Annotated in this window: 16 protein-coding genes and 1 pseudogene; 5 read left to right on the plus strand and 12 right to left on the minus strand. The window is 72.5% G+C overall.

The window, feature by feature from the left end; all coding sequences use genetic code 11:
* The first annotated feature begins 21 nt into the window (after window positions 1–21).
* From murQ to AB0J39_RS10315, 3 genes are all read left to right on the plus strand, one after another.
* Window positions 22–924: an N-acetylmuramic acid 6-phosphate etherase gene (murQ, locus tag AB0J39_RS10305; protein ID WP_363463097.1), complete on the plus strand. Its 903-nt coding sequence runs from the start codon at window positions 22–24 to the stop codon at window positions 922–924.
* A gap of 29 nt (window positions 925–953) precedes the next feature.
* Window positions 954–1973, plus strand: coding sequence for a serine hydrolase domain-containing protein (locus tag AB0J39_RS10310; RefSeq protein ID WP_363463098.1), 1020 nt, complete (start codon window positions 954–956; stop codon window positions 1971–1973).
* Between the two features lie 78 nt (window positions 1974–2051).
* Entirely contained in the window at window positions 2052–2864 is an 813-nt protein-coding gene (locus AB0J39_RS10315; RefSeq protein ID WP_363463099.1) for a DUF1206 domain-containing protein, read from the plus strand.
* 22 nt (window positions 2865–2886) lie between these two features.
* On the opposite strand, the gene AB0J39_RS10320 is transcribed toward AB0J39_RS10315, so the two are convergent.
* From AB0J39_RS10320 to AB0J39_RS10375, 12 genes and pseudogenes are all read right to left on the minus strand, one after another.
* Entirely contained in the window at window positions 2887–3069 is a 183-nt protein-coding gene (locus AB0J39_RS10320) for a hypothetical protein (RefSeq protein WP_363463124.1), read from the minus strand.
* 224 nt (window positions 3070–3293) lie between these two features.
* Window positions 3294–4751, minus strand: a complete 1458-nt coding sequence (locus tag AB0J39_RS10325; protein ID WP_363463100.1) for an ATP-binding cassette domain-containing protein — start codon at window positions 4749–4751, stop codon at window positions 3294–3296.
* A complete protein-coding gene (locus AB0J39_RS10330) occupies window positions 4748–5494 on the minus strand; it encodes an ABC transporter permease subunit (protein WP_363463101.1) in 747 nt (248 codons plus the stop codon). The genes AB0J39_RS10325 and AB0J39_RS10330 overlap by 4 nt, the downstream gene beginning before the upstream one ends.
* Window positions 5491–6402: an ABC transporter permease gene (locus AB0J39_RS10335; RefSeq protein ID WP_363463102.1), complete on the minus strand. Its 912-nt coding sequence runs from the start codon at window positions 6400–6402 to the stop codon at window positions 5491–5493. The genes AB0J39_RS10330 and AB0J39_RS10335 overlap by 4 nt, the downstream gene beginning before the upstream one ends.
* The gene (locus tag AB0J39_RS10340) at window positions 6399–7928 is read right to left on the minus strand and encodes an ABC transporter substrate-binding protein (RefSeq protein WP_363463103.1); all 1530 of its coding nucleotides are present in this window, start codon (window positions 7926–7928) and stop codon (window positions 6399–6401) included. Before AB0J39_RS10340 ends, AB0J39_RS10335 begins: the two co-directional genes overlap by 4 nt.
* Window positions 7921–8682 (minus strand): class I SAM-dependent methyltransferase, encoded by a 762-nt coding sequence (locus tag AB0J39_RS10345; RefSeq protein ID WP_363463104.1) that lies wholly within the window; start codon window positions 8680–8682, stop codon window positions 7921–7923. The genes AB0J39_RS10340 and AB0J39_RS10345 overlap by 8 nt, the downstream gene beginning before the upstream one ends.
* On the minus strand, window positions 8679–9821 hold the full coding sequence (locus AB0J39_RS10350; protein ID WP_363463105.1) for an MFS transporter: 1143 nt from the start codon (window positions 9819–9821) through the stop codon (window positions 8679–8681). Before AB0J39_RS10350 ends, AB0J39_RS10345 begins: the two co-directional genes overlap by 4 nt.
* A complete protein-coding gene (locus tag AB0J39_RS10355) occupies window positions 9818–10813 on the minus strand; it encodes a dipeptide epimerase (protein WP_363463106.1) in 996 nt (331 codons plus the stop codon). The genes AB0J39_RS10350 and AB0J39_RS10355 overlap by 4 nt, the downstream gene beginning before the upstream one ends.
* Window positions 10810–11853, minus strand: coding sequence for a PLP-dependent cysteine synthase family protein (locus AB0J39_RS10360; protein WP_363463107.1), 1044 nt, complete (start codon window positions 11851–11853; stop codon window positions 10810–10812). The genes AB0J39_RS10355 and AB0J39_RS10360 overlap by 4 nt, the downstream gene beginning before the upstream one ends.
* A complete protein-coding gene (locus AB0J39_RS10365; protein ID WP_363463108.1) occupies window positions 11850–12635 on the minus strand; it encodes a DUF364 domain-containing protein in 786 nt (261 codons plus the stop codon). Before AB0J39_RS10365 ends, AB0J39_RS10360 begins: the two co-directional genes overlap by 4 nt.
* Window positions 12632–13885 (minus strand): ATP-grasp domain-containing protein, encoded by a 1254-nt coding sequence (locus AB0J39_RS10370; RefSeq protein WP_363463109.1) that lies wholly within the window; start codon window positions 13883–13885, stop codon window positions 12632–12634. Before AB0J39_RS10370 ends, AB0J39_RS10365 begins: the two co-directional genes overlap by 4 nt.
* 195 nt (window positions 13886–14080) lie before the next feature.
* Window positions 14081–14403, minus strand: a pseudogene (locus tag AB0J39_RS10375) (hypothetical protein); the annotation flags it as partial.
* 169 nt (window positions 14404–14572) lie between these two features.
* Between AB0J39_RS10375 and AB0J39_RS10380 the strand changes: the two are divergent.
* Both AB0J39_RS10380 and AB0J39_RS10385 read left to right on the plus strand, forming a co-directional pair.
* On the plus strand, window positions 14573–15121 hold the full coding sequence (locus tag AB0J39_RS10380) for a helix-turn-helix domain-containing protein (protein WP_363463110.1): 549 nt from the start codon (window positions 14573–14575) through the stop codon (window positions 15119–15121).
* A 23-nt stretch (window positions 15122–15144) separates the two neighbouring features.
* Window positions 15145–17307 carry an MMPL family transporter gene (locus tag AB0J39_RS10385; RefSeq protein ID WP_363463111.1) on the plus strand — a complete coding sequence of 721 codons (2163 nt, stop codon included), beginning with the start codon at window positions 15145–15147 and terminating at the stop codon, window positions 17305–17307.
* Window positions 17308–17375 lie beyond the last annotated feature (68 nt).

Genomic DNA, 17375 nt, shown 5'->3' on the forward strand with positions numbered 1-17375 from the left:
CGAAGCCGAGGAACCACGACCATGACGCATTCACTCGCCGCTCTCGCCACCGAACAGAGCGATCCCCGCTTCAGCGAAATCGACACGTTGCCGACGGAGGAGATCGCGCGGCTCATGAACGCCGCCGACGCCGCCGTCCCCGCCGCGGTGGGCCGGGCCGTCCCGGCGATCTCCGCGGCCGTCGACGCGATCGCGGCGCGGATGGCCGACGGGGGCAGGCTCCTCTACGTGGGCGCGGGCACCTCCGGGCGGCTCGCGGTGCTCGACGCCTCCGAGTGCCCGCCGACCTTCGGCACGCACCCCGACCTCGTCCAGGGCATCATCGCGGGCGGCGAGGCCGCGCTGGTGCGGTCCGTCGAGGGCGCCGAGGACGACGCCGAGGCGGGCGCCGCCGTGATCCGCGGCAAGCACGTCGGCCCGCTCGACTCCGTCGTGGGCATCTCCGCCAGCGGACGCGCGCCGTACGTCGTCGCGGCGGTCGAGCAGGCCCGGCGGCTCGGCGCGCTGACCGTGGGCCTGGCCTGCAACACCGGCACCCCGCTCGCGCGGGCCGCCGACCACGCCGTCGAGGTCATCGTGGGACCCGAGGTGGTCACCGGCTCGACGCGGCTGAAGGCCGGCACGGCCCAGAAGCTGGTCCTCAACATGATCTCCACGATCACGATGATCAAGTCGGGCCGGACGTACGGGAACTACATGGTCGACGTCGTGGCCAGCAACTCCAAGCTGGTCGACCGGGCCGCCCGCATCGTCTCCGACATCACCGGCACGCAGGTGCCGGACGCCCGGGAGGTCCTGGAGAACGCCGGGCGGGACGTGAAGACGGCCGTCGTGATGATCGAGCGCGGCGTGGGCGCCGACGACGCCCGGGCGCTGCTCGCCGCGCACGGCAACCGCCTCGGCCCGGCGCTGCACGGTGCTTGACAACGTGGCGGCTGACGGGGCCTGAGCACATGCTGGAGGACGTTCTGCGGGCCGCGGTGCCCGAGGTCGCCTCGGCGGCGGTCGCGATGATCGCCGTCGACGGGCGCACGGTCGCCGGGGCCGCAGTCGGGGAGGCCGTGCGGTACGCCGACGCGTCCGGGGGGCTGCTGCCGGAGCGGCCGCCCGTGGCGATGGACGCGCTGTTCGACATCGCCTCCCTGACCAAGATGTTCACCGCCGCGGTGCTGGTCTCGCTGGCTCAGGAGGGCGCGCTCGACCTCGGCGAGCCGGTGGCCGCCCGGCTGCCCCGGTTCTACGGGCACCGCCCCGGGATCACCGTCCGGCACCTGCTGACGCATTCGGCGGGCCTGCCCGCGAGCCGCCGGGTGGAGAAGGAACCGCAGGAGACCCGCTGGGACCTCGTGCTGTCCACCCCGGTTCAGGGGCCGCCGGGCACGCACCTGTACTCGGACGTCGGCATGATCACGGCCGGGCGGGTGGCGGAGGCCGCCGGCGGGGCGCCGCTGGACGTGCTCGTGCGCGAGCGGATCACCCGGCCGCTCGGGCTCGGCGCCACGACGTACGGGCCGGTCGATCAGGGCCGCGCCGTCGCCACGGAGTTCAAGCGCGGCACGTGCGTCAGAGGAGAGGTGCACGACGAGACCGCCCACGCGCTGGGCGGCGTGGCCGGGCACGCCGGGCTGTTCTCCACCGCCGCCGACCTCGTGCGCTTCGGCGAGGCGCTGCGCACCGGCGGCGGCCCGGTCCTTTCCCCCCGGTGGACCGCCGAGATGCTGCGCGACCAGGGGGTGCCGGGCGCCGCCTTCCGCCAGGGGCTCGGCGTGCGGATCGACGATCCCGCCATCGTGGGGCCGCTCACGGGCGCGTTCGGCCACTCGGGCTTCACCGGCACGTCGCTGGTCGTCGACCCCGCCCGCCGGCTGACGGTCGTGCTGCTCACCAACAACGTGCACCCCCTCCGGGGGCGGCCCGGCATCCGCGACCTGCGGCACGCCGTCGCGGCGGAGGCGCTGCGCCTGGCCGGCTGATGTTTGATCGTCCTCGTCCGGGTCAGTAGGGAGACGGTTCAGGCAGACCGATCCGTCCCCCCAAGGAGAGGAGCCGTGATGACGACCGCGCATCAGGCGGGCCGGCGGCTGGAAGGCACGGCCCGGAGAGCGGCCGACCATCCTGTCCTGGAGAAGCTCGCCAAGGTCGGGTTCGCCGCCCGGGGCGTCCTGTACGCCATCATCGGCCTGGTCGCCCTCCACATCGCCTTCGGCGGGGGAGGGGAGGCCGACAAGAGCAGCGCGATCCAGATCGTCCGCGACGCGCCCCTGGGCGACACGCTGCTGTGGATCATGGCCGTCGGCCTGGCCGCGCTGGCGATCTGGCAGGTCTCCGAGGCCATCTGGGGCCGTCCCGAGGCCAAGGACCGTGTGGAGGCCGTGTCCAGGGCCGTCGTCTACGCCGCCCTCGTGTTCTCGATGGTGGCGCTGCTCACCCGGAACAAGGCCGCCTCCTCGTCCGACAGCCAGTCGCAGGACGTCACCAAGGCGCTGTTCGAGTTGCCGGGCGGCCAGTTCCTGGTCGGCCTGATGGCGCTCGGCGTGATCGCCCTCGGCGTGTACTGGATCTACGAGGGCTGGACCGAGAAGTTCATGAAGGACATGCACGTGACCGAGCCCCGCGCCCGTGGCGTCGTGGTCAAGCTCGGCAAGGCCGGCTACATCGCCCGCGGCGTCATCGCGCTGGCCGCCGGCGCCCTGATCGGCAAGGCCGCACTCACCTACGACCCCGACAAGGCGGCCGGCATCGACGGCGCGCTCAAGGCGCTCGCCGACACCCCGGCCGGTCCGTGGCTGCTCGCCGTGGTCGCGATCGGCCTGGTGCTGTTCGCCGTCTACTGCTTCGCGGAGGCCCGCTGGCACCGCGTGTGACCGGATCCGCCGGGGCGACGTCTCAGGCCGTCGCCCCGGCTTCCGCGTGTCGCAGGCCGTCCATGAGCAGGTCGAGCAGCCGCCCGGCCTGCTCGCGCTGTGCGGGCTCCCCGGCGGCGAGGCAGACGCCGTTCATCCCCACCAGCAGGTCCTCCGCCGTCACGTCCCCGCGGAGGGTCCCGGCCTCGGCCCCCGCGCCGAGCAGCGTATTTACGAGGACATCCTCACGACGATCGGGGGTTCACTGTTGTTGTCGCGACTCGGATTCGCGATTGCCGTAGCGGTGGGTGCCCTGTTGGCGTTGCTGGCCACGGTGGGAGCGCAGACGGCGGCCATCACCAGTGCGAACGCCGCCACCATCGAGCGGCAGCGGCGTCGGTGATGGTGACGCACCCACTGGCGGATTTGGACGCGCCGACCGCCGTGCTGTCATAGGGCATTGGAGGAGCCGCCGGTCATGCCGGTGAGGGCGCGGGTGACGGGGTGGGACGGGTGGTGGAGCACCCGATCGGCCGGACCGTGCTCGACGAGGCGCCCTTCGTGGACGACCGCGACCCGGTCGGCGATCCGCGCGGCCACGGGAAGGTCGTGGCTGATGACAATCAGGGTCAGGTCGAGGCCGGTGAGCAGGTCGAGGACCTCCGACTGGGTGACGGGATCCAGGCTGGAGGTGATCTCGTCGCAGATCAGCACGTCGGGGTGGGCGAGCAGGGCGCGGGCCAGGGCGGCGCGCTGGAGCTCGCCCCCGGACAACGCGCCGGGACGTCGTCGCGCGGTGTCGTGGTCCAGCCCGAGTGAGGCCAGGGTCGCGAGGGCTTCCGCACGCGCGGCGGGGGCGGCCAGGTCGCGCAGCCGCACCGCGGTCCTGGCGACTTGGTCGACGACGGAACGCCAGGGAACGAACGAGGCCCGGGCGTCCTGAAAGACGTACTGCACGCGGGCGAAGTCGGCGCGGCCGCGCCGGCGGGGGGACCTCGGGAGCGGACGGCCGGCCAGCCGTACGCTCCCGGACATCCACGGGTGCAGACCGGCGACGCAGCGGGCGAGCGTGGTCTTCCCGCTGCCCGAGCGGCCGGCGACGACCAGTCGCTCGCCGAGGGCGACCTCGATGGTCACATCGCGCAGGACCTCCGTGCTCAGACCCGCGATCTCCAGGAGCGGGAGTGGTTCCATGCGGGTCCGCGCCGCGCGGGGTTCCGCGGTGACCAGTGCCCTGACGTACGCGTCGCGCGGGGCGTCCAGCACCGCGGGGCCGGACTCCACGACCCGCCCGTACCGGAGCACGACGACCTGGTCGGCCAGCTCCCGCACCAGGTCGAGATCGTGGCTGAGCAGGACGACGGCGACGCCGAGACTGGACAGCTCGGCGGCGACCTCGGCCCGGGCGATGGCGTCCTGCCCGGTGGTGGGTTCGTCGGCGACGATCACGGACGGGTTGGCCAGCAGCGCCTGTGCCAGGACGAGCCGCTGCTGCTGTCCCCCTGACAACTGATGAGGGAAACGGCGCAGGAAGTCGCGGTCGCCGGGGAGCCGTGCCCTGCGCAGGGCGTCGCCGACGCTGCCGCTGTGCCGCGCCGCGATCTGCCGGAGCACGGTCCCGATGCGCAGCACCGGGTTGAGCACCGCAGAGGGATGCTGGGGGATGTAGGCGACGGTCCCGGGCGGCGGGGGCCTGCCCGGGGCGACCTTATGCCCGGCGACGGTGATACGGCCGGTGACACGGGCACCCGCGGGATGCTCCCCGAGCAGCGCGAGTGCGGTGGTCGTCTTGCCGCTGCCGGACGCGCCGACCAGGGCCAGTGTCTTCCCTGCGGGCAGGGTGAAGCCGACCCCGTTCACCAGGGTCCGGTCTCGGACGGAGACCACCAGCCCGTCCACTTCGATCACGATGCCGCCTTCCGAGCACGGTCCACTGTGAGGTTCAGCCCGACGGCGAGCATGACGATCAGTAGTGCGGGGGTGAGGACCGCCCACGGGTTCAGGAAGAGCCCGCCCCGGTTCCGGTCGACCATCACCGCCCAGTCGGCGGCGTCCGGCGGCACCCCCACGCCGAGGAAGCTCGCGGCGGCGACGAGGTACAGCGATCCGGTCAGCCGGGTGCCCGCGTCGGTGGCGAGCACCCGGGCCATGGAGGGCACGACGAACCCGGCGCTGATCCGCCACCGGCTCTCGCCCTGCAGCCGCAAGGCCTCCACGGCAGGCCTGGCGCTGATCTCCAGTGCGCAGGCGCGTACCAGGCGGGCGACGTCGGGCAGGTGGACCAGCATGACGATCCAGGCGAGCGCCCCGTCGGGAGCCAGCGCCGCCACCACCAGGAGCAGCAGGAGGGAGGGCACCGCCAGGAGCACATCGAGCGGCCGCATCAGGATCTCGTCGGCCATCCGGGGGGCTCTTGCCGCGGTCAGACCCCACACCGTGCCCAGCAGGTAGGCCCCGGCGGTGGCGAACCCGGCCGTCAGCACCAGGGATCGCCCGCCCAGGAGTACCTGGTGCCACACGTCGCGTCCGGCGAAGTCGGTGCCGAGCAGCCCCAGGTCCGTAAAGGAGGCGCCGTGCACCGTCGCGTCCGGAGCCGACCACGGGCCCGCGAGGGCGACGGCCAGGGGCACGGCGAGCAGGAGGAATCTCATGCGCGGGGCGCCAGCCGGAAGGCCGCGACGTCGGCGAGCAGGTTCACCGATACGGTCGTGGCGGCGAACAGGAGCGCGAGTCCCTGGAGCACGGGAAGGTCGCGCCGGCCGACCGCGTCGGCCAGAACGGTGCCCAGCCCCGGGACCACGAAGACGGCCTCCACGACGATGACGCCGCCGAGCAGCCAGTCGATGGTGCGGGCCAGGTGCTGTACGGCGGGGATGAGCGCATTGGGCAGCGCGTGCGCGAGCCGGTTGAGTCCGAGGCGCCGTGCGTGCCCGACGTACGGCGTGGCCAGCGCCTCGAGCATCGCGGAGCGGACCAGCCGCCCGGTGGAGCAGACGGGCCGCACCAGCAGCACCGTCACCGGCAGCACCAGGGCGGTGGCGGTGAGCCCGCCGAGCCCGGTCGGCGGCAGCCACGCCAGCGCGACGCCGAAGACCGCCACCAGCACGATGGCGAGCGCGAACTCCGGGACCGCGTAGAGCGCCGTGCTCGCCGCGGTCAGTGCCCGATCCGACCAGCTCCCCTCGCGAAGCGCGGCGGCCACCCCGAACAGGATCGACAGCGGGACCAGGAGCAGCAGAGTGATCCCGGCCAGCACCGCGGTGGGGCCGAGCGCGTCCAGCATGATCTCGCTCACCGGTCGGCCGGAGACGAGTGAGGCGCCGAAATCGCCCCGTACGGCGGCGGCGGCCCACGCGGCGAGGCGTTCGGTGAGAGGGCGGTGCAGGCCGAGCCCGGCGCGGATCTGCTCGATCCGCGCCGGATCCGGTTGGTCGCCCGCCAGCACCACCGCGGCGTCGCCCGGCAGCGCCCCCGCCATGAGGAACACCAGGCAGGCGACTCCCGCGACCTGCAGGACGCCCACGGCCAGCCGCCGCCCCACATAGCGGGTCAGGTTCACGCCAAGCTCACCTTGTCGAACCGGGCCCAGTCCAGAGTGTTGGCGGGCGCCGCCCGGACTCCGCTGACCTTAGGCGAGGTCGCCACGATCCAGTCGGCGAAGCCCCACACCAGCAGGCCGCCCTCGGCGTGGAGCGTTTGCTGCATCTTCAGGTAGGCGGCCTCCCGATCGGCGGGGTTCCGCGCCGAGACGGCCGTCTCGTAGAGCGCGTCGAACTCCGGCCGCGCCCATCTGGTGGCGTTGGTCGTCGAGGTCGACAGCAGCCGCTGCGCGATGTGGGTCTCGATCGGCATGGCCCCGGAACGGAAGCTGACGATGGACCCCTTGGTGAGGATGTCCGACCAGTAGGTGTCCTTGCTCGCGTTGACGATCTCCGCCTTCAGTCCGGCGGCGCGCAGCTGGCCGGCGAAGACCGTGGCCGCCTCGACGAAGCCGGCCGCGGCGGCGGAAGTGGTCAGCTCGACGGTGAGCCCTTCCGCGCCGGCCTTCCTGATCAGCGCCTTGGCCCTGTCGAGGTCGGGGGTGCGCTGGGGGATGCTGCCGGCGTAGTGCAGGTAGCCCTTGCCGAACAGATCGTTGCCGAGCTGTCCGGCACCGGGCAGGACGGTGTCGATCAACTGCTGCCGGTCGGTGAGCAGGAACAGCGCCTCCCGCAGGTTTCGGTCGTCGAACGGGGGGCGGTCCACCTTCATGGCGAACGCCTGCATCGCGCTGTTGGGGGCGCGGACGACCGTGACACGTCCCTCGTATTGGCGCGCGGAGGCCGGGCTGAGGTCGTGCGCGTACTCGACCTGCCCCCCCAGCAGCGCGTTGATTCGCGCGGACTCCTCATTGGCGATGAGGAACTCCAGCTCCTCGATGGACGGCGCGCCGTCCCAGTAGTCCGGGTTGCGCTTGAGCAGCACGGAGCTGCCCGGCCTCCAGGACACGAAGGAGAACGGGCCCGAGCCCACCGGCCTGGCGAAGTCCCTGGTGCCCTCGGGCACGATGTAGGCGCCGAAGGCGGCCAGGACGTTGGGAAACTCGGCGAACGGCCGCTTGAGCCGGAACTCGATCGCCCCTTCCCCGGCCGCCCGGCTGTTCGGCAAATCGATGAGCGCCAGGCTGGACTTGGCGCGGAAGGTCTCGCCGGGGTCGGTGATCCGGGCGTAACTGGCCAGGACGTCCTGGGCGCGCACCGGCCGCCCGTCGTGGAAGCGCGCCTGCCGCAGGGTGATCCGCCAGACGGTGAAGTCCGCGTTCGGCTCCCACGTCTCGGCTAGGCGCGGCTGCGGGGAGACGTCCGGGCCGAGATCGGCGAGTTTGTCGTAGAGGGCCTTGGCGCGTGCGGCCTCGTTGAACAGGTTGGCGAGGTGCGGATCCAGCACTTCGGTGGCGCCGCCGCCGGCGAATACGGCCCGCAGTCTTCCGCCGGAGCCGCCGGCGTCCCCGGAGGAGATGGTGGTCGTGCCGGTGCCGCACCCGGCGAGCAGGGCGGCTCCGGCGGTCAGGCCGAGGAAGCCGCGTCGGCTGAGATGGTCACGCATGGTGGGGGTCCTTCGCGAGTCGGGCGACGACATGGAGCCGGTCGGCGGACAGAGGCGGGCCGTCGTGCGGCTCCGCCCGTGGCCCTGGCTGGTCGAACAGGTCGAGAACCTCGAACCCGGCGACGGCCAGGAAGTAGGTGAGCTCCTGCGAGAAGAGCAGCCGCCACGCCGAGTGCTGCTCCAGCGGGCCGCCGCCGGGCCAGCTCCACGTGCGGCGCCGCCGCAACAGCTGGGCGCTGTGGTCGATCCACAGCTCGGTGCGGGAGGTGTAGGTGACGCCGGCGTGGGTCACCGTGCGGGTGAACGGAACCGGAACCGGGTGGGTAAGAAAGTGGGCGGCGCCGCGCATCTCGGCGATCAGCAGACCGCCGGGATGCAGATGCTCGCGGCAGCGACGCAGAAACGCGGCGAGGTCGGCGTTGGTATGGCAGTACAGCATGGCGCTGTCCAGACACGTCACCACGTCGAAGCGGCGGCCGAGCGCGAAGTCGCGCATGTCGGCGTGGACGAAGGTCACCCGCGATTGGCGTTCGCGCGCGTAGGCCAGCATCGCCTCGGACACGTCGATGCCGGTGACGTCGTAGCCGAGGACGGCCAGGCGGCCGGCGTCGCGGCCCGTGCCGCAGCCGACGTCGAGGAGGTTCCGCCCGCCGTCGAAGCGCCGCACCTGGTCGTCCACGAAACGAGCCGCCCTGTGGTCCGGGTCGGGAAACTGCGCCTCGTACAGGGCGGGATTGTCGGTCAGGAAGTTCACGTGGGCACCGCCGTCCGCCGTTCCTGAACGAGCACGGCCGCCGCGCAGACCAGGCCGATCACCGCGCACACGGCGGCTCCGGCCGCGCCCGCCCAGCCGACCAGCGCGGTGCTCGCGGCGGCGACCGCTCCGGACGCGAGATAGAACACGCCGAAGTAGGTGCCGGACAGGGACTCGCCGCCGAATTGGCTGATTCGCTCGTACACGAACGGCTGCGCCATCATCACGCCGACGGCCAGCGCCAGCACCGCCACCAGGACCGGGACGATCCCGGGCAGCAGCGCGAGGGCGAGGAACCCGCTTCCCATCACGGCCAGGCCCAGCGCCATCGCCCGATCCCGGCTCGTCGCCTCCCGCAGCCACGTGGTGATCCGCACCTGGAAGAGCAGGCTCACCACCGTGGAGACCAGGAACAGCAGCGCCACCGAGCCCGCCGTGCCGGTCGCCCCCTCCGCGGCCAGGGGAAGCACCAGGTAGAGCTGGTTCTCCAAGGCGAACATGCCGCTGAGGGCGAAGGTGAAGGCGAGGAAACGCCGGTCGCTCAGGCAGCGCCGCCAGTCGCGAAGCACGGAGGAACCGCTGCGCGGCACCTCTCTCGCGGGCAGCGCGAGTACCTGCGCGACGGTCAGCACCGCGAAGACCGCCGCGGCGGCGAGCGCGGCGGCCCGGAAGTCCACCAGCAGCAGCGCGCCGCCCAGCACCGGCCCGCAAAGCGCTCCCGCCTGGGCGAACACGTTGAACAGCGCGAACGCCCTGACCTTGTCGGACGCCGCCACGGCGACGTACGCCCGGACGGCCGGGTTGAACAGTGCGCCGGCCAGCCCGCTGAGCACGGCGGCCGACAGTAGCAACGGCACCGCGTCCCCGAACGCGAACAGGGCGAACCCGGCGGTGCGCAATGCGCAGCCCAAGATGATCACCGGCCGCGCACCGAGGCGGTCGGCGGCTGAGCCGCCGATGAGGAACAGGCCCTGCTGACTGAGGTTGCGCGCCCCGAGGATGACGCCGGTCACCGCGGCGGACAGGCCCAGGTCTCCGGTGAGGTGACCGGCCAAGTAGGGAACCAGCAGGTAGAAGCCGACGTTGACGCCGAACTGGTTGACCAGTAACAGCCGCACGGGCCAGGAGAGCTCTCTCACGCCGGGCGCACCCCCAGCCCGGGCTCACCGCTCAGCCGCAGCACGCCGTCGTGCCCGCCGATGCCGGTCCACGGGTCCTCGGCGAGTAGCAGGTGCCCGTCCAGGTCGGCCCAGCGGGCCGAGGGCACCAGGTGTACGGCGGGCGCGATGCCCAGACTGCTGGCCACCTGGCAGCCCAGCATGACCTGCAGACCGTGGTCGCGGGCGAACTCGACGATCCGCCGCGCGGCCGTCAGGCCACCGCATTCGGCGAGCTTGACGTTGACACCGTGCACGGCGCCCGACAGGTTACGCACGTCTTCCAGCGTCCGCGCGTCCTCGTCGGCGATCACGGGGATCGCCGAACGCGCCGCCACCCAGGCCAGGGCGTCCGGGGCTCCGGGAGCGACCGGCTGTTCGACGGCCTCGATCCCCAGCGGCGCGACCCGATCGAGGATCCGCACCGCCTCGTGCGCCGTCCACGCCCCGTTGGGGTCTAAGAGCAGTCGGGCTCCCGGCGCGGCACGGCGGATCTCGCGGACACGCGCGACGTCGTCCCCACGGCCCAGCTTGATCTTGATCAGCCGGAAGCCGCGACCGAGAACCGGAGCGGGATCCTGGCCGATGCCCACGGTGAAGGCGGTCGCGGTGTCGGACCACCCATGACCGAAGAGCGCGTGAACCGGCAGCCCGCACCGCTTCCCAACCAAGTCGTGCAGGGCCGCGTCCACCGCGGCGAGCACACCGGGGGCTTCGGCCACAGAGTCGGGGACGGCCGCCAGCGCCGCTTCGGGGCCGGGCAGCTCCTCCAGTGCCGGGCGCAGCCGCCGGAGCAGGCCCGTGATCCGCTCGACGTCGAGCCGGTGGTAGACGCTGGTCACCGCCTCCCCGTGACCCCGCAGCCCTTCATGGGCCACGGTGAGCTGGACAGCGTCCCGGCCGGCCATCACCGAGCGGGAGATCCGCAGGGGTTCACGCAGTGCCAGCGGCGTCACGGTCCAGGTGAGCCTCACGCCGGGACCTCCGCGAGCAGGGGGTCGGCCACCGTTCGGCAGCGGGCCCAGCCGGACACCTCGACGGCGCCGGGGTGCGCGATCTCCACAGGCCCGTCCTCGGACCGCCCCAGCAGACCGCGGGCCCGGCAGTACTCGTCGTCGAAGATCGATCCGAGGTAACGGTCCGGCCCGTCCGGGAAGATCGCGACCACTACGGCCCCGGCCTCCCGACGCGCCGTCCACGCGGCGACCCGGGCGACCGCGCCGGTGCTCCACCCTCCGGTGACGAACGACCCTCGTGCCAGCCTGCGGCAGGCGTCGACGGCCTCGACCGGCCCCAGCCAGTGCACCTCGTCGAACAGGTCGTAGGCCACGTTGCGCGGGTGGATGCTGCTGCCCAGCCCGCGCATCAGCCTGGGACGTGCCGGCTGGCCGAAGACGGCCGAGCCCACCGTGTCCACTCCGACCAGGCGCAGGCCCGGCCAGTAACGGCGCAGGCCGCGGAACACCCCAGCGCTGTGACCGCCGGTGCCCACGCTGCACACCAGCACGTCGGCGTGGCCCGGCCGCTCGGCCAGCTCCCGTGCCAGCGAGGCGTACCCGGCAGGGTTGTCGGGGTTGTTGTACTGGTCGGGCCAGTACGCGCCCGGAAGCCGCTCCAGCAGATCGCGCAGCCGGTTCAGCCGGGCCTGCTGCCAACCGCCTCGCGGGTGCGGGCGGTCCACGACTTCCAAACGCACGCCGTACGCGCGCAACATGGTGCGCATCACCGGTTCGAGCTCGGCGTCGACCACCAGAATCACCGGATGCCCGAGGCACTGTCCGGCCAAAGCCAACCCGATCCCGAGGGTCCCGCTGGTGGACTCCACGACGGGGGCGCCGGGGCGCAGTTCGCCGCGGGCGCGGGCGGCGGTGAGCATGGAGACGGCGGCGCGGGCCTTCATCCCGCCGACACCGAAGCCTTCCAGCTTCGCCCAAAACCCGCCGTGCGGGTGGGGGAGCGGGACGGTGATCCGGGCCAGGGGCGTACGTCCGACCAGGGACAGCAGCTCGTTCATGCCCGCTCCCGGTAGCGGAACAGGACGGTGTCGCCGCCGTCGAGCCAGAAGAAGGGGTAGGGCTCCGCCGACACCGCCGTCACCCCCCAGCCCAGGAAGTGCGGCAGGATCGCGCTGCCCGTCTGGGCGAACATCACCAGCGGCTTGCGGTGCGCGCGGGCGTGCTCCAGCAGGGTCTCGAAGCTCCCGTTGCCGAGGGTCATCCCCGAGGCGAGCACGGCGTCGCAGACGCCGAGTGCACGGGCGGCATCGGCGGTCACCGGCTCACCCCACTCGGTGGAGCCGCCCTTCAGATCGCACGGAACGTAGCGGACGCCCCGTTCCCGCAAGCGATGCAGCACCGAGTTGACCACGCCCACCACGAGGACCCGCTCCGTCCCGGCAGGCAGTAGGTCCACCACGGCCGCCGCCCGGGCCAGGGACTTCTCCAGCGATGTCCCGGCCGCCACGGTGACCCGCTTCCCCCAGTGGGGGCGGGCCGACATCAGGTAGGCGTCGAGCGTGGCCACCCGGACCGCCGGCACCGGGTGGAGCAGCAGGTCGGCGACGGCGACGCCGGCGCACTCCTCGACGATCTCGTCCGCGACCTCGCCGGGCTCGACCGCGCAGGAGCCGACGGCCCGGCCGACCCGCAGGCTGACCACATGGTTGCGATAGCCACGCCTGCGGGAATCGTGCCGTACGCCCTGCCGGGTGGTGAAGGCGGTGCTGACCCGCTCCTGCACGGGATCGGGACCCAGCTCGCCGGCGAGTGCCCGTTTGATGATCGATGTCAGGTTCATCGCTCGTACTCCACCTTCAGAGCCGAGACCAGCTCCTGCGCCCGCGCTCCTGCGCCGCTGCCGAGGGTGTCGGTCACCATGACGTGACCGAGGTAGTGGTTGTTGCTCGTGGGCTCACCCGCCCGGTGCCCGGCCGGCTTGACGGACCAGTCGACGACGTCGGCGGCGGCGGCGAGCACGTCGGTGCCGTGGACGGCGGTGATCCGGCCGGCGTGTCCGGGCAGCAGGAAGGCGATGGCGGCGCTGCGCACCCCAGTGTCGGCGAAAGTCAGGTCGGGTTGCTGGCCGGCGGCCAGGCGGGCGTGAACCATCGGCAGGTCGACGCCCGTGACCCGGCGGACCAGCTCGGTGATCTGGTTGCCGGCGGGGCGCGGGTTGACCTCGATCAGCGCCGGGCCGTCCGGGGTGAGCCGCAGCTCCGTATGGACCACGCCCCGGTCCAGGCCCAGCGCCCGCACCGCTGAGACCGCGGCCTCCTCCGCCTGCCTTGCCAGGTCGGCGTCCAAACCGGCGGGGAACATGTGGCCGCTCTCGACGAACCACGGCTCCCCCGTCAGGCTCTTGCCGGTCACCCCGACCACATGGACGTCACCGTCAACGCTGACCGTCTCCACACTGACCTCCGGCCCGGCGAGCAGCTCCTCCAGCAGCACGACCGGCACCCGGCGCTGACCTCGCGCGTTCACGGGGAACTCCTCAAGAGCGAGGAAGGCCGTGCGCAGCTCGGCCTGGTCGCGCACCTTCCGCACGTACATGCCGGCACACAGGTCGACCGGCTTGACCACCAGTGGGTAACCGAGACCGTTCGCGGCCTCTGCGGCTTGTTCCCAGGAGGAGGCCAGCGCGTACCGCGGGCCCGGCACCCCCGCGTCCCCGAGGGCGGCGCGGGCGAGGTCCTTGCGGCAGGCCCGCCGTACGGCCTCCGGTGACGGACCGGGCAGGCCCAGGTGTGCTGCGACTTCCGCCACGGCCGGCAGGTAGTAGTCGCATGAGGACAGGACTCCGTCGAAGCCGAGCGCGTCGTGTAATCGCTCCACGTGGGACAGGAGCGCGGGGAGGTCGTTGGTCTCGGTGGTCAGAACGTTGTCGGCGGCCAGTAGCGGATGCGATCGGGCGCTGGGCGCGGCACGCAGATAGTGGTGCAGGTCACGGGTGAGGAACGTGAACCTGTGCCCCGCGTCGCGGATGGCGCGGGGCAGCAGTGTGCTCATCGCCCCTACCCAGCTCTCGATCACCAACAGATGTGCCATATCGTCTCCTTTGGTTTTGATAATGATTATCGTTTTCTATCTTGGGATGCAACCAGGGGCGGGAAAGATCACGAAACGTTCCGGAGCTATGTGCACAGCGCGGCGAGCTGGTCCGGGTCCTGCGGCAGCGCGATGGTGCCCAGTGCCGGCGTGTTCGCGGTGGTGTCGAATCCGGCCTGGATCGGCGCCGTCCCCTCGCATCCGGCGGGCGGTGAACTTGCCCACTGGTGGTTTGCGGGTCGCGGCCGTGCTGGGGCCCGTCCGTGAGGAGGAACTCATCGGGCGGCGCTGGAGGAATGTCCAAGTCGCCGTAGTCGATCAGCGGGTGGTGGCGCATCCCAGGGCCGACCGGACCAGGTCGTAGCCGGCGACCAGCCGGCCCCGGTGCCCGCCAAGGAAGGGGAATCGGCTGATAGGGCCGTGCTCGCGGGCCTGGATCAGCTCCTTGGCGGGTCGAAGGGACAGCCGGGCTGTGGCCATCGTGCCGTTAGCTGCCCGCCCGTCACGCTGATGTGGATCAACTACAGGAAGAGCTCCGCGCCGACGGCCTGACGGATCCCTGGCGAGCGTACAGAGGCGCACGCGCTGCTCGACGTCCGCTCATCCCGGCACTTCCTGAAAGAGGAGGGCGCCCGTCACTGGCCGATCGGTCAGATCCTGTCCGATCGGTCAGCTAGGGTGTCTCCCATGGCGCGTTCCGTAACCACCCTGCGCGCGGACATCCTCGACTCGGCGGTACGGCTGTTCGCCGCCCACGGCTTCCGCGGCACCTCCCTCCAAGAGATCGCCACGGACGCCGGCTGCTCCAAGGCGTCCCTGCTCTACCACTTCACGAACAAGGACGCGATCCTGACCGAGCTGCTGGCGCCCGTCGGGTCGCAGGTCGCCGAACTCGAGGCGCGGCTCGCCGGGCTGGACGGCGAGACGGCCGCCCGTGCCGCCGTCGCCGCGCTCGTCGACCTGTCCCTGCGCTTCCGGCTGCAGGTGAAGATCCTCCTGCAGGACGTGGACGCGCTGATCAACCGGCCGGAACTGCCGGACGTGGACGGCTTCATCGAACGGCTGACGGACGCCCTGTCCGGCCGTTCGGCCGCCCCCCAGGCCCGGGTCTGGGCCTGGATGGCGATGCTGGGGATCATCTTGACCAGCGCCGGCGAGCTCACGATCCCGGAGGAGACGCTGCGCGCGGAACTGACCCGCGGGGCGTTGCGGACGCTCGGTCTGCAGGCCGACTGACCTTCAGAAGAAAGAGATCTGTTTTGGCAACCCTGCTGTACCGGCTGGGCCGGTTCTCCTTCCGCAGGCGCGGGCGCGTGGCCGCCGTGTGGCTGCTGCTGCTCGTGGTCCTGGGCCTGGCCGCGGCCGCCTTCCACGGCCCGACCGGCGACAAGTTCGCCATGCCCGGCACCGAGTCGCAGCGGGCGCTGGACGCCCTGGCCAAGGAGTTTCCGCAGGCCAGCGGGGCCACCGGCACCATCGTCGTGGCCGCCCCGCAGGGCGGCAAGCTCGACCCCGCCGCGGTCGCGCCGGTGGTCCAGGAGGCCGCCGCCGTCCCCGGCGTCGTCGCCGCCCTCGACCCGTTCAAGACCGGCGCCGTCTCCCCCGTCGGCCGCCACGCCCTGATCCAGGTGCAGTTCGACCGCGAGGCGCAGGACGTGACCGCCGCGCAGCGCGCGGCGTACCTGAAGGCCGGCTCCTCGGCCCAGGGGCTGCGGGTCGAGCACGGCGGCGAGATCCTGAACGGCGCGCCGGAGGTCGGCGGGTCGGAGGGGATCGGCGTGTTGATCGCCGCGGTGGTCCTGATCGTCACCTTCGGCTCGCTGGTGGCCGCCGGCATGACCCTGCTGAACGCGCTGATCGGCGTGGGGGCCGGCATGGGCGGCCTGTTCGCGCTCAGTGGCGTCGTCGAGCTGACCTCCGTCACGCCGGTGCTGGCGCTGATGCTGGGCCTGGCCGTCGGCATCGACTACTCCCTGTTCATCACCTCCCGCTACCGCCAGTTCCTGGCCGAGGGCGTGACGCCGGAGGAGGCCGCGGGCCGCGCGGTCGGCACCGCCGGATCGGCGGTCGTGTTCGCCGGGGCCACCGTGGTCATCGCGCTCGCCGGCCTGTCGGTGGTCGGCATCCCGTTCCTGAGCGTGATGGGCCTGGCCGCCGCCGGCACCGTGGCCGTCGCCGTCCTGGTCGCCCTCACGCTGCTGCCCGCCTTCCTGTCGTACGCCGGTGCCCGCGTGCTGCCCCGCAAGCAGCGCACCGGTCAGAACACGGGCGCGGGCGCCGAGGGCTTCGGCTACACGTGGGGACGGGCCGTCACCCGGCTGCGCGTGCCGATCCTGCTGGCCGGCGTGATCGGCCTCGGCGCGCTCACACTGCCGGCTCAGGACCTGCGCCTGGCCCTGCCCGACGCCGGCACCGCCGCCCCCGGCACCCCGGCCCGCGAGGCCTACGACCTGACCAGCGAGGGCTTCGGCGAGGGCTTCAACGCCCGCCTGATCGCCGTGGTCTCCGCCGCGGACCCGGCGGCCACGACCGCGGCCGCCGGCGAGGCCGCCAAGATGATCCAGCAGACCCCCGGCGTGCTGGCCGTGGCCCCGCCGCAGCCCAACGCCGCGGGCACCACCGCGCTGCTGACCATCATCCCGAAGGCCGGGCCCACCGACGCGGCCACCGAGGACGCCGTCCACGCCATCCGCGCCAAGGTCGCCTCCATCCGCGGCGCCGAGATCGCCGTCACCGGGGCGACGGCCGTGGGCATCGACGTCTCCGACAAGCTCGCCGACGCCATGCCGGTGTACCTGCTGCTGGTGGTCGGCCTGTCGGTGCTCCTGCTCATGCTCGTCTTCCGCTCGATCCTGGTGCCGGTCAAGGCCGCGCTGGGCTTCCTGCTCACCGTCGGCTCGACCTTCGGGATCACGGTGGCGATCTTCCAGGAGGGCCACCTGGCCGGTCTGCTGGGCGTGGACGTGCCGGGCCCGCTGGTCAGCTTCCTGCCGATCCTGCTCATCGGCATCCTGTTCGGCCTGGCCATGGACTACGAGGTGTTCCTGGTCTCGCGGATGCGCGAGGACTACGTGCACGGCGACACCCCCCGCCAGGCCACGATCAACGGCATGGGACACAACGCGCGGGTCGTCACCGCCGCGGCGCTGATCATGACGGCCGTCTTCGGCGGGTTCGTGTTCATGGACGACCCGATCATCAAGTCGATGGGCTTCGCGCTGGCCGTCGGCGTGCTCATCGACGCCTTCGTCGTCCGCATGACGCTCGTCCCCGCCGTGATGTCCATGCTCGGCCGCGCCGCCTGGTGGCTGCCCCGCGCCCTGGACCGGGTGCTGCCCGATCTGGACGTCGAGGGCGAACGCCTGCGCCACCACCTCACCGCCGACGCCGCCGCATCCCCGGAGCGGGCCGGCGTCATGTGACCCGGGGGCCGGAGGTCCCGTCCCGGCGGGACCTTCGGCGCTCGCACCCTCCGGCGCGTGCGCGGTTC

Origin of the sequence: Microbispora sp. NPDC049633 (assembly GCF_040675265.1) — a bacterium.
Taxonomy (GTDB): domain Bacteria; phylum Actinomycetota; class Actinomycetes; order Streptosporangiales; family Streptosporangiaceae; genus Microbispora; species Microbispora maris.

What these genes read in the sequence shown, in the direction of transcription:
- AB0J39_RS10380 (WP_363463110.1), top strand. Translation starts at nt 14,573, where the DNA reads ATGGCGCGTTCCGTAACCACCCTGCGCGCGGACATCCTCGACTCGGCG.
- AB0J39_RS10330 (WP_363463101.1), bottom strand. Translation starts at nt 5,494, where the DNA reads ATGAGATTCCTCCTGCTCGCCGTGCCCCTGGCCGTCGCCCTCGCGGGC.
- AB0J39_RS10310 (WP_363463098.1), top strand. Translation starts at nt 954, where the DNA reads ATGCTGGAGGACGTTCTGCGGGCCGCGGTGCCCGAGGTCGCCTCGGCG.
- AB0J39_RS10340 (WP_363463103.1), bottom strand. Translation starts at nt 7,928, where the DNA reads ATGCGTGACCATCTCAGCCGACGCGGCTTCCTCGGCCTGACCGCCGGA.
- AB0J39_RS10315 (WP_363463099.1), top strand. Translation starts at nt 2,052, where the DNA reads ATGACGACCGCGCATCAGGCGGGCCGGCGGCTGGAAGGCACGGCCCGG.
- murQ (WP_363463097.1), top strand. Translation starts at nt 22, where the DNA reads ATGACGCATTCACTCGCCGCTCTCGCCACCGAACAGAGCGATCCCCGC.
- AB0J39_RS10365 (WP_363463108.1), bottom strand. Translation starts at nt 12,635, where the DNA reads ATGAACCTGACATCGATCATCAAACGGGCACTCGCCGGCGAGCTGGGT.
- AB0J39_RS10360 (WP_363463107.1), bottom strand. Translation starts at nt 11,853, where the DNA reads ATGAACGAGCTGCTGTCCCTGGTCGGACGTACGCCCCTGGCCCGGATC.
- AB0J39_RS10370 (WP_363463109.1), bottom strand. Translation starts at nt 13,885, where the DNA reads ATGGCACATCTGTTGGTGATCGAGAGCTGGGTAGGGGCGATGAGCACA.